Raw genomic sequence first — 14,212 nt, forward strand, 5'->3', positions numbered from 1 at the left:
AGAGGTGGCTCCGGTTGGTTGGACAGTTTTTACCAGTTCATAAGTGGCGCCTGGCGGATTGCTGACTACGCGGCAGTCCGTCGTGTGGTCAGATTGTCATAATAGACCTGGTCGGGCGTCTGGCCATCAAGCGCCTGATGCGGTCGGGTCTGGTTGTAGAACAGCAGATAGCGCTCCAGCCCCTGATAGGCAGTGCTGACCGTGTCATACGCGTGCAAATAGACCTCCTCATATTTCAGGCTTCTCCACAACCGTTCCACGAAGACGTTATCCCGCCAGCAGCCTTTGCCGTCCATGCTGATCTGAATGCCGTGGTCTTTCAAGAGTCCCGTGAACTCCTGGCTGGTGAACTGGCACCCTTGATCCGTGTTGAAGATCTCGGGGCAGCCATGCTGCGTGATCGCCTCTCGCACGGCGTCGAGACAGAAGTCCGTGGTCAACGTATTGGAGAGCCGCCAAGCCAACACTCGGCGACTGGCCCAGTCCAAGATAGCGAAGAGATACACGAAGCCGCGTCGCATCGGAATATAGGTGATATCGGCCGCCCAGACATGATTGGGACGACAGATCGTGAGATCACGGAGGAGATACGGGTAGATGGTGTGGGCCGGATGCCGCCGACTCAGATGCGGTTTCCGATACAGCGCCTCAATCCCCATCCTGCGCATGAGGGTGACCACCTGGCGTCGCCCAATGGCATGGCCCTCCTGCTGTAACAGATCGCGCAGCATCCGAGCCCCGGCAAAGGGATAGTTCAGATGCAGCTCGTCAATCCGCCGCATCAACGCCAGCGTCGTCTCGGAGGTCGGCGTCAGCTGGTAATAGGCGGTCGAGCGGGCCAGCTGCAGGAGTTGGCATTGCCGCACAACCGGCAAGGGATGCGTGCGATCGATCATCGCTTTGCGCTCAGCAAGCCGGCCTTGGTGAGCGCGCCTTCTAAAAAATCATTCTCCAAGGTCAGTTGCCCGATCTTCGCGTGCAGGGTCTTGAGATCCGGAGCCTCCGCTGATGGTTTCGTCCCACCAAATACGTCCGAGGCTCGCGCCAGCAACTGCTGTTTCCATTCTGTGATCTGGGTGGGGTGGACGCTGAATTGCTCGGCCAATTCGGCCAGGGTCTTATCCCCTTTGACCGCGGCCAACGCCACCTGTGCTTTAAAGGTGGCTCCGTGATTCCGTCTCGTGCGTTTCATTGCCTCGCTCCTTTGTGTCGCCACCTTCCGGTGGCGTTGGTGAAGCCAGGCTCCCACTTATCACACTGTCCGAATTTCCGAAGCCCTCTCTTATATCCATCATCAGATATCTTAATCCCCAAACTTGCTCCGCCAGAAATATCGAGCCAGGCTCCACGACGGAATACCTTCAGCACCTCTTTAGTCAGACGTTCCTGCGCCTCGTCATTTAACCGAAGAGCTTGAAGCGTGTTGCTCGGGACTCCTTGCGCAGTATCAAAACTTCCCGTTCCTTGCGTGATCATCAGCCGGTTTTCGATAAATAGCGCTGAACACTCCAGTAACCCCATCTGTTGCAAATATGCGGTTGACTTTGTTCCTTCCCTGATGGGAGCTTGTACAAAATTTTCATGTTGCTCATATAGCTTCTCTAACTCGTTCTTGTCCCAACCCCCACCAATTCCTACATGAGTTCCATACTGGTGCCCTAGCTTCTTATAGTGGTAAACATTGCCTGAACTGACCACCTCTTCAATATCATTGGTAGATGTAAAATGTTCGATAAATTCTCTTACTGGAGGAAGACCGCGATAGGACAACTCCTGAGCAACGAGGAGTTTTTTCTCAACTCCAGACACAGCGCTGTGGATCTCTCGAAGAAGAGTTGTTTTGCCGGAAGAGTTTGGGCCAACAACAACGATTAGTCCCCTTAAGGTCAACGGAGTGATTCCATGGAGTGAGACCGCTTTAATCGGAGAAAATCGAAATGCATCCCCCACAGCTATACCTAGCCCTTCTTCCGCCCTATCTTGCTTTCCGTCCCATTTCGCAGCCGTTCAATATTCCCTTTATGTTTGATCGCAATCAGCCCGCTCACGGCGAGAGAGAAAAGCATGAATGCTATTGATGGATGGATCAGCGCGGCAATGACAGGAAAGAGGCCGAAGGCCGTCAGTGCTCCGCCGGAAGAATATCGCCAGATAGCCACAGCCGCAATCCAAGCCAGCAGCAGTAAGAGCCCAACCAACGGCGACACACCGAGGACAGAACCGAGCGCCGTTGCCACGCCCTTCCCGCCTTTGAATCCCAGAAACGGTGAGAACACATGCCCGAGGAAGGGAGCCAGCGCGACAACAAGAATTGCCCATTCATCCTGCAGTAGATGCATCGCCGTAAACCCCATGACCCAGCCTTTGCCCATATCGCCGATTAACGTCAGGATACCAGCCGGCTTGCCGGAGACACGCAGGACGTTCGTAAACCCGACGTTCTTGCTGCCGACCGTGCGAGGATCGGGCAGACCCATGGCCTTAGAAATGACCACGCCAAACGGCACTCCGCCCAGCAGATATCCGACGACCGCAAGTCCAACAATGAGCCCCAGTTGTTCCATGCTATTCGCTTTCTCGATCGCTTCCGACCATCATAAAAACTTCTCCGGATGCGTAAAAAAATCCAGCATCACCCTATTCAAATTCGGCCAGTCACGATGGCTGCCGGCTCCTTCGCAGTAGAGTGTAGCCCCACCTGCTGCGCAGCCTTGATACACCAGACAGCCAGCGTCAACTGCCTTCGTCTTAATCACATCACAGTTATTGCACTTCGCCCACCAGGCCGAGGTTTGCGCGCCCCAACCTGGAAACAGACTGTCGTTCCTGCCATGCATGACCATGACCGGTATAGGATCACGGCATTGAAACTCTTCGAGATCTTTTCCTGTCCATCCCGCTGCGCTTGGCGCAATGGCTGCTGGAATCTTTTTCGTCTTGTCGAGCACAGCCAGTGCCAATGAAGCCGTACCGCCATCTGAATGGCCGGTCGCATAGATTCGCTTCTCGTCGATACACCATTCCTTGGCTACCAGCTCGGGAATCTTCCCAAGCTGTTCAACGGTCTGAATATTCAACTGCTTGTGATCAACGTAGACCACCACAAATCCAGCTCTGGTCGCCTCAGTCGTGAGACCTGTGAGCCGTTCCGACGCCCACCGGCTCGTTCCCGCCGGAGCATAGACCATCAACAAGGAGTGAGCAAACGTACCATCATAGTTCAAAGGCGTCCGCACCATATACTTGATGCCCTCAGCTGAGACCCGTCCATCCGTTGCCCCAGCAGCGCCAGAACGTGAACCGGCAAGGCAATGCCCTGTTGTCGTGGGATAGGCGAACGCTTCGAGCTGGGGAGGCGTCGTGTTCTCGCTACAGGCTGTGATCAGCAAGAAGAGACTGGCACAGACAACAACCTGTTGGTGAAGTCGCGACGGAACAACCACTGGGCATTTGAAACCCATCTCAGATCTGATCGAGGAACAGAGAATACCGAAGAACGTTGATGGTTGAGTCCAATCCAAGCTACTACAGGATGCTTAAACTAGACATCCAGCGAGGCCGCAGCGAGTGAAGAGCCGAGGCATAAACCCTCTCACCCACCCCACCCCGAGCAGCTAAAGCAGCTCTGTCCCGAGGGGTATGTTGAGGGCCTGAACGATGCGAGAACAAAGCTGGAGGCTAGTTTCAACATCCTGATTACAGCCCTTTAGCCACAACCTGCTTCCAAAAACTCCACACATACTGACCACCGGAGATGTACCCGAGGACCAGGGACAAATACAAGGTGACCGTGCCGGCTAAGTGCATGTTGCCGAGTTCTGCAAACCCGGTCCCTTCGAGGATCAGGAGAATGATCGCGACAACTTGGAGCGCCATCTTGTACTTACCGGTCGTCTCCGCGGGAATGATCATTCCTTCTCCCGCAGCGATCGCACGGATTCCCGTCACCGCGACCTCTCGACCAATGATCAACAAGGCAACCAACGCGCTGACACGATCCACATTCATCAATAATATAAGCGCCGAGAGCACCAAAAGCTTGTCCGCGACCGGATCCAGCAACTTGCCGAGCTTGGTCACTTGGCCTGTTCGCCGCGCGATATAGCCGTCCAGCATATCCGTCACCGCTGCGACCGTGAAGACAATAGCCGCTGCCAACGATTGATCGGGGGTCGGATTGACGAAGAGAATGATGAAAACCGGGATCAAGAGAATGCGGAATAGCGTCAGGAAATTCGGCAGATTGAGCGAATCCTGCCCGATGTCACGCCATATTTCCAAAACTCGGTTCATTGCTCTATTCTGCTCCTACCACATCCTCAAAACACCAACTCGACCGATAGACACCCACAGGATGGTCAAAAAGGCTGTCCAGCAAGGCCGCAGCAAGCGACGTGGCGAGGCGTACACTTCGGTACGTTGAGCCTCTGAGCGACGCGAGAACGACGCTGGCAGACGTTTTCAACATCCTGTTAGACGATCCCATTCTTTAAGAGATCATGCAAGTGCACGACACCTTGAATGGTGCGCCCGTCTTCCGTCACGACCAGGGTGGTGATGGAAAACCGCTCCATCATCTCCACGGCCTTCGCCGCCAATTCATCAGGCCCGATAGATTTAGGATTGGGTGTCGCTAACTCTTTGGCCGTCACATTCACCAAATCCGTCCCGCGTTGAATAAACCGTCGCACGTCGCCGTCGGTAATGACGCCGAGCAACGCGCCATCTTGATCAACGACCGTCGTCATCCCGAGTTTTTTCGCCGTCATTTCCAGCATCGCCGCCATGCCTCCGACGGTGCCTTGAACGATCGGGATTTCCGGATCAGCATGCATGAGGTCTTTCACTTTGACCAGCAAGCGCCGCCCCAGACTGCCTCCCGGATGGAACCGGGCAAAGTCTTCTGCTTTGAATTCTCGTTTTTGCAGCAAGGCCACGGCCAGGGCATCACCCAAGGCCAGCGTCGCCGTCGTGCTCGCGGTCGGAGCCAACCCCATCGGACAAGCCTCTTCGGCGACCGACACATCCAGTGCGACATCAGAATTTTTCGCCAAGGTCGAGTTCATCCGTCCCGTCATTGAGATGACCGGAATCCCGAGGCGCTTCACAAACGGAAGCAACTGCAACAACTCTTGGGTTTCTCCGCTATTGGAGATCGCAACCAAGACATCCCGACGAGCCAACATGCCGAGATCGCCATGGACCCCCTCTGCCGGATGCAAAAAGAATGAGGAGGTTCCGGTACTTGCCAAGGTGGCGGCTATCTTTTGCCCGATCAACCCTGATTTCCCCATCCCTGAGACCACGACCTTCCCCTTGCATCGCACGAGCACATCTACGGCCTTGACGAATCGGTCATCCAGCCGACTGATCAACGCCTCAACCGCCCGAGCCTCGACCTTGAGTACACGTCGTCCTTCGGAAAGACTCTCTTCCAGTTTGGCGGATTTTGATTCTCGAGCAGCCGGCTTTCCCGTCATCGTGCAGCAAGTCCTCGTCTCGCACCCATTGTCATTGCTCTGCACCCTGTACGATCATTCTTCAGCTTGTCGGTTGTGCGGCATCCCAAACCCGCACCACCCGTTCCAATAACGCTTTCAATTGATGCAATGGCACCATATTGGGTCCATCGGACAGCGCTTCATCGGGATTCGGATGGACTTCCATAAAGAATCCGTCGACCCCTGCCCCGGCTGCGGCACAGGCCAACGGTTCGACAAACTCCCGCTGGCCGCTGGACTTCGTCCCGCCCCCACCCGGCAATTGCACGCTGTGGGTGGCGTCGAAGACGACAGGATACCCGAACTTCCTCATGATAGGGAAGGACCGCATATCTACGACGAGATTGTTATAGCCGAAGGATGATCCTCGTTCGGTCAGCACGATCCGTTGACTCCCGCACTCTTCGATCTTTTTGATGGCGTTTCCCATTTCGGTCGGCGAGAGAAATTGGCCCTTCTTTACGTTGACGACCTTTCCCGTCTTGGCCGCCGCAATCAAGAGATCCGTCTGCCGACAGAGAAACGCCGGAATCTGCAGAACATCCACGACCTTCCCGGCCTCCGTCGCCTGCTCTTCGGTATGGACGTCGGTCAACAGGGGCAGTCCCAGCTTCTCTCTCACCTGCTTCAACACCACCAACCCTTTTTCTAAGCCCGGACCTCGGAATGAATGGATGGATGTTCTGTTCGCCTTATCGAAGGACGACTTGAAGATGTAGGGAATTCCCAGGGCCTTTGTTATCTCAGCAACTCGCCCTGCCGTATCCAGGACGAGCTGCTCGCTCTCGATGACGCAAGGACCGGCAATCAGGAACGGCCGCTGCCCTTGCCCGACTTTGAAGGAACCGATGTCGACAAGATGTGCCATAAATTTCGAACTTACATTACGTGAGATGCTCAAACCGATTTACCATTCTCATCCGCCCAACCCCGATGGCGCCGAGACGCCATCTTTTCCACAGGAAGGCCGCAGGCGAGTCGAAACCGGAGGTGTACCCTCCGGGGTACGTTGAGGATTTTGATGGGCCGAGAACACGGTTGGAAGTCGGTTTCAGCATCTCACTCAGTGTCCCAGCTTCTTGCGGAGAGCCGCACCGACAAACCCGCTGAATAACGGATGTGGCCGATGCGGGCGAGAACTATATTCAGGATGAAACTGGGTTCCCAAGAACCAAGGATGATCCTTCAGCTCAAGAATTTCGACCAGCCGCCCATCCGGCGAGAGGCCGCTCAAGACCAGTCCCTTGGCACTCAATCGCTCACGATACGCATTATTGAACTCGTACCGATGGCGATGGCGTTCACGAACTTCGTTTACGCCGTACATTTTCTGGGCCAACGTCCCCTCTCCTAACTTACAGAGATAGGAGCCGAGCCGCATCGTGCCGCCTTTGTCGCTGACGCCCTGCTGATCCGGCATGAGATGAATCACCGGATGAGGCGACTGCTCGTCGAACTCCGCACTGTTGGCCCCTGTCAATCCTGCCACATTGCGCGCAAACTCAATCGCGGCACATTGCATCCCTAAACACAGCCCAAGGAACGGCACCTGACGCTCCCGTGCATATCTGATGGTGGTGACTTTTCCCTCAATCCCTCTCGTCCCAAATCCGCCGGGAATCAAAATCCCATCCGCTTCACGAAGAATGCGCTCCGTCCCTTGCCGCTCAATATCTTCGGACTCGATCCAGTTGATATTGACCTTCGTTTCATGGTCGATTCCGCCGTGAATCAGCGCTTCTCCCAAGCTCTTGTAACACTCCTTCAGCCCCACATACTTGCCGACCAACGCAACGGAGATTTCATGTTTCGGCCGCTTGATTTTCTGCACCATCGCGTCCCACTCGCGAAGATTCGGCTGACCGGTCTCGAGATGCAGCTGACGGACGATCAATTCGTCCAACCCTTCTTTACGGAAGACGATCGGCACTTCGTAGATCGTCTCGACGTCTTTGGCCGTAATGACCGCATCCTTATCCACGTTGCAAAACATCGCAATCTTGCCCTTGAGCTCCGGGGGAATATACCGGTCGGTTCGGCACAAAAGGATATTGGGTTGAATGCCGATTTCCCGAAGCTTGTTGACCGAGTGTTGCGTCGGCTTGGTCTTCAGTTCACCGGCCGCGCCGATGTACGGCACCAAGGTCAGGTGAACATACAGCACATTATCGCGCCCGACGTCGTACGGCATCTGTCGAATGGCTTCAAGAAACGGGAGACTTTCAATATCTCCGACCGTCCCACCGATTTCGATGATGGCGACATCCACGCCCTTGGAGATCCGCATGATCGCCTGTTTAATCTCATCCGTCACATGCGGCACGACCTGAACCGTCCCTCCAAGATAGTCCCCCCGCCGCTCTTTGGTGATGACCGAATGATAGATCCGACCCGTCGTGTAATTACTTTCCTTCGTCAGTGAGAGCGAGGTGAATCGCTCATAATGTCCCAGATCGAGATCGGTCTCGGCGCCATCGTCCGTGACGAAGACCTCGCCGTGCTGATAGGGGTTCATCGTCCCGGGATCGACATTGATGTAGGGATCCAGCTTCAGAAAGGTGATCTTCAACCCACGGCTTTCGAGGAGGTTTCCAATGGAAGCCGATGCCAGTCCCTTTCCAAGCGATGAAACCACTCCACCGGTCACAAAAATAAATTTATTCATGGTTCCCCTCTCTCCTGGACGTCAGGTCGACCGATCCCCGCTAGACACCTCATCCTTTAAAAAACATCCCGCTGCTCTTCAGCTCACGTTTGACCGCCAGATATTCCTGCAGTCGTTCCGCAACATCAGGCACGTCTTCCGGACGATCCACCCTCAGTGAGGCATGCTTGGTTTCCCAGACCCGGATGCGAATGCCATGGTCGAGCGCACGAAGTTGTTCAAGCTTTTCAGCATCCTCGATGCGACTGGTCGGGAGGGAGGCTAATCGAAGCAACGTCTCTTTCGTATAGATGTAGAGTCCGAGATGAATATAGTGGAGCCCTCCGACCACTTGCGGCTTGAGGTCGTCGCGAACCAACGGGATCGGCGCGCGTGAAAAATAGAGCGCATCGCCTTTCGTATCGGTCACGACTTTCACTACGGCAGGATTGAGGAGATCTTCCGTCGAATCGATCACTCGCTTCAACGTTCCCATCCCCACACCACCAACCAAAAACGGCTCGACCAGATCGGTCAACAGGTCAGGCGTCAAGGGAATCTCATCCCCTTGCAAGTCTACGAAACAATCCCCTGCAAACATGCGAGCCACGGCAGCCACCCGATCCGTTCCCGTCCGATACTCGCCAGGAACGATGAGAACACGCCCTCCAAAGCGCTCGACCGTCGTTTTGATACGTTCATCGTCGGTTGCGACGAGCACCTCCGACACGGCACGACAGGCCGCCGCCTGCTCGTACACATGCTGAATCATCGGCTTACCGTTCAGCTCGACCAGCGGTTTCCCAGGAAAACGGGATGAGCCGTATCGAGCAGGAATCACCACGGTCACGGTTCGCGAAGTTTTAGTCATCGCCAAAGGCCTCAGACAACTGCGTCGGTGACACCGTCGCCGTTCCTACCATTCCGACCACGATCCCGGCCGCATAATTGGCCATCGTTGCTCCGGTCTTGATGTCAGCTCCCGCCGCAAGGGCCAATGCCAGCGTCCCGATGACCGTATCACCCGCGCCGGTGACATCATAGACTTGCCGAGCCTTTGTCGGAAGATGCCATGCTCGACCATCCTTTTCATAGAGACTCATGCCCTTCTCACCCCGCGTGATGAGAACGGACTGACAACCGAGCCGCTGGCGGATCATGGCCCCAGCTTCGTTGATCGTTTGATTGTCATCCCCATGCATGCCCGACGCTTGCGTCGCCTCTAGGTGATTCGGCGTAATGACCGTCACGCCTTTATAAAAATTAAAGTGTTCGACCTTCGGATCGACGATGACCGGAACCCTGCGCAAGGCCGCCAAACGTGTGATCTCCGTCATCAGGGTCGCCGACACGACGCCTTTGGCATAGTCCGAGATCACAATACAAGACAACTCACGGAGTTTGGACTCAACAAACCGGACGATCTTCCGTCGCAGCGGAACCTTTAACTCCGTTCGGCCTTCGATGTCATAGCGAACGATCTGCTGGTTGTGGGCGATGACCCGACTCTTCCTGGTCGTCGGTCGCTCACGATCGGTCACGACGCCACCGAGGCTCGCCTTGGTGTTTCCGAGTTCCTTGAGCAACCGCCTCCCACTCTCATCCGATCCGATCACCCCGCAGAGATAGGCCTTTCCTCCGAGCGCCATAATATTGCTGTAGACGTTGGCTGCCCCACCGAGTCGGATCGACTCCGATTCGACATGCACGACCGGGACCGGCGCCTCAGGAGAGATCCGACTCACCCGTCCCATCACATAATGATCAAGAATCAAATCCCCGATCACGAGGACGGAGGCCTGCGGAAACCGATGCAGATACTCGCGGAGTACCGTGGATGAAGGAGATTCACTCTTCCCCTGTGACTCCTTCTTGGGAAGAATGATGCCCCCGCGTTTTTTTACTGAATGGCTTTGGCGAATCGTTCCCACCGAACCCACTCCGTCCAATTTCCCTGTCCGTTCCAGGACCAATAGATACGGAACGCTTTGCCTCGGATTTTCTCCTCACGGACGTACCCCCAAAACCGACTGTCCAGGCTTTGGTCGCGATTGTCGCCCATGACGAAATAGGACTCCTCCGGAATCGTCACTGGGCCAAAATTATCGCGAGGGTTGACCGTCCCGTCGATGATGCCGGGATCAATGCGTTGGGTAAAGGTTTTGTCATCAAGCGGCTGACCGTTCACCAGGACAACCTTGTTCCGTAACTGAACCGTGTCCCCAGGCAGCCCCACAATGCGCTTGATAAAATCCTTCTCTTCATCCTCGGGAAACCGAAAGACGATGATATCGCCACGTTGCGGCTTGCCGAACGTGACGACGGTGGTGGACGTATAACAATTGACCGGTGGAAAACTCCATTGCAATTTACAGTCCGTCGGCCACTGCAGACCATAGGACAGCTTGCTGACCAAAATATGATCTCCGATCAGCAAGGTAGGAATCATGGATCCCGACGGAATCTTGAAGGCCTGTACGACAAACACGCGAATGGCGAACGCCAACAACATGGCGACGATGATCGCTTCCGCATACTCTCGAACGATGGACTTGCGTCCAGCCTGGTCGGCGTTGTCGGCAACCTTGGCGCCCGTCAGTGAGGCCGGTTCACCGGACCTTGACCCGCCGGACAACTTGTCCACATTGCGCTGATTGGAATCGGAGCTCATTCGTCTCCGACCTTGAGAATCGCCAGGAAGGCTTCCTGCGGAACTTCGACACTACCGACCGCTTTCATGCGTTTCTTTCCTTCCTTTTGTTTCTCCAGCAACTTCCGTTTCCGTGTGATATCACCGCCATAGCATTTCGCCAACACATTTTTCTTCATCGCCCCGATGGTCTCGCGCGCCACGATCTTGCTCCCGATGGCCGCCTGAATGGCGATCTCATACATCTGCCTCGGAATCAATTCCTTCATTTTTTCAGCGAGCTGACGCCCTCGCTGCACCGAACGATCCTTGTGCGTAATAAAGGACAAGGCATCGACCGCCTCGCCGTTCAGTAAGATGTCGAGTCGCACCAGATCGGATTCGCGATAGCCGAGCAACTCGTAATCCAGCGACGCATAGCCCTGTGTGCGGGACTTGAGTTTATCGTAAAAATCAAGAATGACCTCATTGAGCGGCAATTCATAACTGATCATCACCCGCGTCGGATCCAGGAAGTGGATGCTTCGCTGAATGCCTCGACGCTCCTGACACAGCTGAAGAATAGCCCCCATATACCGTTCCGGCGTAATGACCGACGCGAGAATGAACGGCTCTTCGAACGACTCGATGCTGCTGGGAGGCGGGAGCTGTGAGGGATTCATGACCTCCGACACCTCGCCTTTGGTCGTCATCACACGATACACGACGGTAGGAGCCGTGGTGAGCAGCGTCAAGTTATACTCACGCTCAAGGCGTTCTTGAATGATCTCCATATGGAGCAGACCCAAGAACCCGCAGCGAAACCCAAACCCCAAGGCCAAGGACGTTTCTGGTTCGTAGACGAACGACGAATCATTCAGCCGGAGCTTGACCAACGCATCCCGCAAATCCTCATACCGAGCCGTGTCGGTTGGATACAGCCCGCAGAACACCAACGGTTTGACGTCTTTATACCCTGGAAACGGCTCACGCGTCGGCGACACCGCATCCGTGAGCGTATCTCCAATTTTGACGTCCGCCACTTCCCGCATATTGGCACAGAGATATCCCACCTCGCCGGTCAGCAGCTCCGTCTTCTTCGTACGCTTGGGGGAAAAGTTCCCGACCTCCATCACCTCGAACGTGCGATCGTTCGACATGACTTTAATTTTCATACCGGGTCTAATCGCCCCATCCACCACCCGCGTCAGCACAATCACACCCTGATAGTTATCGAACCATGAGTCGAAGATCAGCGCCTTGAGCGGCGCCTGTGGATCGCCTGACGGAGGCGGTACCCGCGCGATGACTGCCTCCAAGACCTCCGGCACACCCTTGCCTTCCTTCGCACTAATAGGCAGAGCATTATCGGCCTCGAGTTGCAACACATCTGCAATCGACTGTTTGGTCCCATCGACATCCGCGCTCGCGAGATCAATCTTATTGATCACCGGAATAATGGTCAGGTTGTTCGCCATCGCTAAATTCACGTTGGCAATCGTCTGGGCCTGCACGCCTTGTGTCGCGTCAACGAGCAAGAGCGCCCCCTCGCAAGCCGCCAGGCTGCGCGAGACCTCATAGGTAAAGTCGACATGCCCCGGCGTATCGATCAAATGCAACGCATAAGTCTTCCCGTCCTTAGCCTTGTACCGGATCGCCACTGCGTGCGCCTTGATCGTAATGCCACGTTCCCGTTCGAGGTCCATGGCATCAAGGATCTGATCTTTGGCCTCTCGGGCAGTAACTGCGCCAGTAGCTTCGAGGAACCGGTCAGCGAGGGTTGATTTGCCGTGATCGATATGAGCGATTATGGAAAAGTTGCGTATAAGACTTTGCAAATCCTAACTCATTTGGTGAAAATCGCTTCATTATAGTAACTGCCTTCTGGGTTGTCAAAGAGATCACCCCCACTTATAATCACGCGCAGCCCCGAGGCCCTTGCCTCGTTGATCGGCATGAGTCATTCCGTCAATCGTTGCCCAACCTTCTTGCCTCGTGCGATTGACGAATGACGTCCATATCATCAGCATGACTCGACCACCTTCGACGCAGCAACTCAGAGACTGGGACCGCCGCTATCTGTGGCACCCGTTTACCCAGATGCAGGAGTGGGAGCAAGAGGAGCCGCTCATCATCGAGCGTGGGAAAGGCTCGTATCTCATCGATACCGAGGGCAAGAAATATCTCGATGGCACCTCATCAATTTGGGTCAATGTCCATGGCCATCGCCACCCGGCCCTTGATCGAGCCATCAAGAAGCAGCTCGACAAAATCGCCCACTCAACATTTCTGGGGCTCTCGAACCCACCGGCGATTGAGCTCGCCCGTGAGTTGATCCGCATCGCGCCTGATGGACTTGCCCGCGTCTTCTATTCGGACAACGGTTCAACGGCGGTGGAGATTGCCCTGAAGATGGCCGTTCAGTACTGGCAACAGCGCCATCCCGAAGCCGGCCCGAAAAATACATTCCTCCATCTGAAACTCGCCTATCATGGAGATACCATCGGGGCCGTGAGCGTCGGCAATATCGACCTGTTCCATGCTCGGTTTAAACCGCTCTTATTCCCGACAGTGGAGGCGGAACCACCCCATTGCTACCGCTGCCCGCTCAAGCTCACATATCCGTCTTGTGATATGGCCTGCATTGATCCCATTGAGGCGATCATCAAACGTCGTCACCGGGAGTTGGCCGGTGTGATTATTGAACCACTCATGCAAGCTGCCGCCGGTATGATTCCCCAGCCACCCGGCTATCTGAAGCGAATCCGTGAGCTCTGTACTGAATTCAAGGTCCTTCTGATCGTCGACGAAGTCGCGACAGGCTTTGGACGTACCGGCAAGATGTTCGCCTGTGAGCACGAAGGCGTCACGCCGGATCTCATGGCCATCAGCAAAGGGCTCACCGGTGGGTACATGCCGCTGGCGGCAACCCTGGCCACGGATGAGATCTATCAAGGCTTTCTCGGCAGCTACGACGAGTTCAAAACCTTCTTCCATGGCCACAGTTTTACCGGCAACCCACTGGGCTGCTCCGTAGCGCTCGCCAATCTCAAGATTTTTCGTCAGGAAAAGACGCTTGCTCGACTCGCTTCAAAAATTAAACTCTTCCGCCGGTTACTGGCACCGCTCGCGGCAATCCCTCAGGTCGGCGACATTCGACAGCGGGGACTCATGGCAGGCGTTGAATTGGTTATGGACAAACGGAGCAAAACCCCCTACCCACTCAGCGTCAAGGCCGGCCATCGCGTGGCAGCCATCGCCCGATCAAAAGGATTGATCTTGAGACCGATCGGGAATGTCCTTGTCCTTATCCCACCGCTCGCGATCTCCAAAGATGAATTGAAGAAAACGGTGGAAATTCTCAAACAATCCATAGAGACTCTGCAGAGAGATGCATTGCCAATCCACGGTACGTCCAACAACCGGTAGCACGATATG

General features: G+C 55.2%; 14 protein-coding genes. 1 reads left to right on the forward strand and 13 read right to left on the reverse strand.

Going from position 1 to position 14,212, the window contains the following annotated elements:
* Window positions 1-65 precede the first annotated feature (65 nt).
* The 13 genes from COMA1_RS14550 to COMA1_RS21870 form a co-directional block, all read right to left on the reverse strand.
* Window positions 66-1,192 (reverse strand): IS3 family transposase gene (locus COMA1_RS14550; RefSeq protein WP_090744497.1). Its coding sequence is split into 2 segments (ribosomal slippage): window positions 66-937 and window positions 937-1,192, totalling 1,128 coding nucleotides; the frame shifts between segments, so codons are not numbered across the junction.
* Window positions 1,189-1,950: a hypothetical protein gene (locus COMA1_RS14555; RefSeq protein WP_090749819.1), complete on the reverse strand. Its 762-nt coding sequence runs from the start codon at window positions 1,948-1,950 to the stop codon at window positions 1,189-1,191. Before COMA1_RS14555 ends, COMA1_RS14550 begins: the two co-directional genes overlap by 4 nt.
* A gap of 8 nt (window positions 1,951-1,958) precedes the next feature.
* The gene (gene plsY, locus COMA1_RS14560) at window positions 1,959-2,555 is read right to left on the reverse strand and encodes a glycerol-3-phosphate 1-O-acyltransferase PlsY (RefSeq protein ID WP_090750667.1); all 597 of its coding nucleotides are present in this window, start codon (window positions 2,553-2,555) and stop codon (window positions 1,959-1,961) included.
* Window positions 2,556-2,594: 39 nt separating this feature from the next.
* The gene (locus tag COMA1_RS14565; RefSeq protein WP_090749821.1) at window positions 2,595-3,461 is read right to left on the reverse strand and encodes an alpha/beta hydrolase family protein; all 867 of its coding nucleotides are present in this window, start codon (window positions 3,459-3,461) and stop codon (window positions 2,595-2,597) included.
* 235 nt (window positions 3,462-3,696) lie between these two features.
* Window positions 3,697-4,293, reverse strand: a complete 597-nt coding sequence (gene pgsA / locus COMA1_RS14570) for a CDP-diacylglycerol--glycerol-3-phosphate 3-phosphatidyltransferase (protein WP_090749829.1) — start codon at window positions 4,291-4,293, stop codon at window positions 3,697-3,699.
* Window positions 4,294-4,472: 179 nt separating this feature from the next.
* Complete coding sequence (locus COMA1_RS14575) at window positions 4,473-5,480, reverse strand: KpsF/GutQ family sugar-phosphate isomerase (RefSeq protein ID WP_090749831.1); 1,008 nt, start codon at window positions 5,478-5,480, stop codon at window positions 4,473-4,475.
* 61 nt (window positions 5,481-5,541) lie between these two features.
* The gene (kdsA, locus tag COMA1_RS14580) at window positions 5,542-6,369 is read right to left on the reverse strand and encodes a 3-deoxy-8-phosphooctulonate synthase (RefSeq protein ID WP_090749833.1); all 828 of its coding nucleotides are present in this window, start codon (window positions 6,367-6,369) and stop codon (window positions 5,542-5,544) included.
* A 195-nt stretch (window positions 6,370-6,564) separates the two neighbouring features.
* Entirely contained in the window at window positions 6,565-8,166 is a 1,602-nt protein-coding gene (locus COMA1_RS14585) for a CTP synthase (RefSeq protein ID WP_090749835.1), read from the reverse strand.
* Window positions 8,167-8,215: 49 nt separating this feature from the next.
* Window positions 8,216-9,016, reverse strand: a complete 801-nt coding sequence (gene kdsB, locus COMA1_RS14590) for a 3-deoxy-manno-octulosonate cytidylyltransferase (RefSeq protein ID WP_090749838.1) — start codon at window positions 9,014-9,016, stop codon at window positions 8,216-8,218.
* Window positions 9,009-10,076 carry a D-glycero-beta-D-manno-heptose-7-phosphate kinase gene (gene rfaE1, locus COMA1_RS14595; protein ID WP_176698084.1) on the reverse strand — a complete coding sequence of 356 codons (1,068 nt, stop codon included), beginning with the start codon at window positions 10,074-10,076 and terminating at the stop codon, window positions 9,009-9,011. The genes kdsB and rfaE1 overlap by 8 nt, the downstream gene beginning before the upstream one ends.
* Window positions 10,046-10,816, reverse strand: a complete 771-nt coding sequence (lepB, locus tag COMA1_RS14600) for a signal peptidase I (RefSeq protein ID WP_090749840.1) — start codon at window positions 10,814-10,816, stop codon at window positions 10,046-10,048. Before lepB ends, rfaE1 begins: the two co-directional genes overlap by 31 nt.
* Window positions 10,813-12,612: a translation elongation factor 4 gene (gene lepA / locus COMA1_RS14605; RefSeq protein ID WP_090749842.1), complete on the reverse strand. Its 1,800-nt coding sequence runs from the start codon at window positions 12,610-12,612 to the stop codon at window positions 10,813-10,815. The genes lepB and lepA overlap by 4 nt, the downstream gene beginning before the upstream one ends.
* Before the next feature lie 63 nt (window positions 12,613-12,675).
* Window positions 12,676-12,804: a hypothetical protein gene (locus COMA1_RS21870; protein ID WP_281176263.1), complete on the reverse strand. Its 129-nt coding sequence runs from the start codon at window positions 12,802-12,804 to the stop codon at window positions 12,676-12,678.
* Between COMA1_RS21870 and bioA the strand changes: the two genes are divergently transcribed.
* Window positions 12,803-14,203 (forward strand): adenosylmethionine--8-amino-7-oxononanoate transaminase, encoded by a 1,401-nt coding sequence (gene bioA, locus COMA1_RS14610; protein ID WP_090749844.1) that lies wholly within the window; start codon window positions 12,803-12,805, stop codon window positions 14,201-14,203. The genes COMA1_RS21870 and bioA overlap by 2 nt on opposite strands.
* Window positions 14,204-14,212: the final 9 nt, after the last annotated feature.

Origin of the sequence: Candidatus Nitrospira nitrosa, from assembly GCF_001458735.1 — a bacterium.
Classification (GTDB): domain Bacteria; phylum Nitrospirota; class Nitrospiria; order Nitrospirales; family Nitrospiraceae; genus Nitrospira_D; species Nitrospira_D nitrosa.

Coding starts and splice junctions, on each gene's coding strand:
- COMA1_RS14565 (WP_090749821.1), bottom strand. CDS start 3,461: ATGGGTTTCAAATGCCCAGTGGTTGTTCCGTCGCGACTTCACCAACAG.
- pgsA (WP_090749829.1), bottom strand. CDS start 4,293: ATGAACCGAGTTTTGGAAATATGGCGTGACATCGGGCAGGATTCGCTC.
- COMA1_RS14575 (WP_090749831.1), bottom strand. CDS start 5,480: ATGACGGGAAAGCCGGCTGCTCGAGAATCAAAATCCGCCAAACTGGAA.
- kdsA (WP_090749833.1), bottom strand. CDS start 6,369: ATGGCACATCTTGTCGACATCGGTTCCTTCAAAGTCGGGCAAGGGCAG.
- COMA1_RS14585 (WP_090749835.1), bottom strand. CDS start 8,166: ATGAATAAATTTATTTTTGTGACCGGTGGAGTGGTTTCATCGCTTGGA.
- kdsB (WP_090749838.1), bottom strand. CDS start 9,016: ATGACTAAAACTTCGCGAACCGTGACCGTGGTGATTCCTGCTCGATAC.
- lepB (WP_090749840.1), bottom strand. CDS start 10,816: ATGAGCTCCGATTCCAATCAGCGCAATGTGGACAAGTTGTCCGGCGGG.
- bioA (WP_090749844.1), top strand. CDS start 12,803: ATGACTCGACCACCTTCGACGCAGCAACTCAGAGACTGGGACCGCCGC.
- COMA1_RS21870 (WP_281176263.1), bottom strand. CDS start 12,804: ATGCTGATGATATGGACGTCATTCGTCAATCGCACGAGGCAAGAAGGT.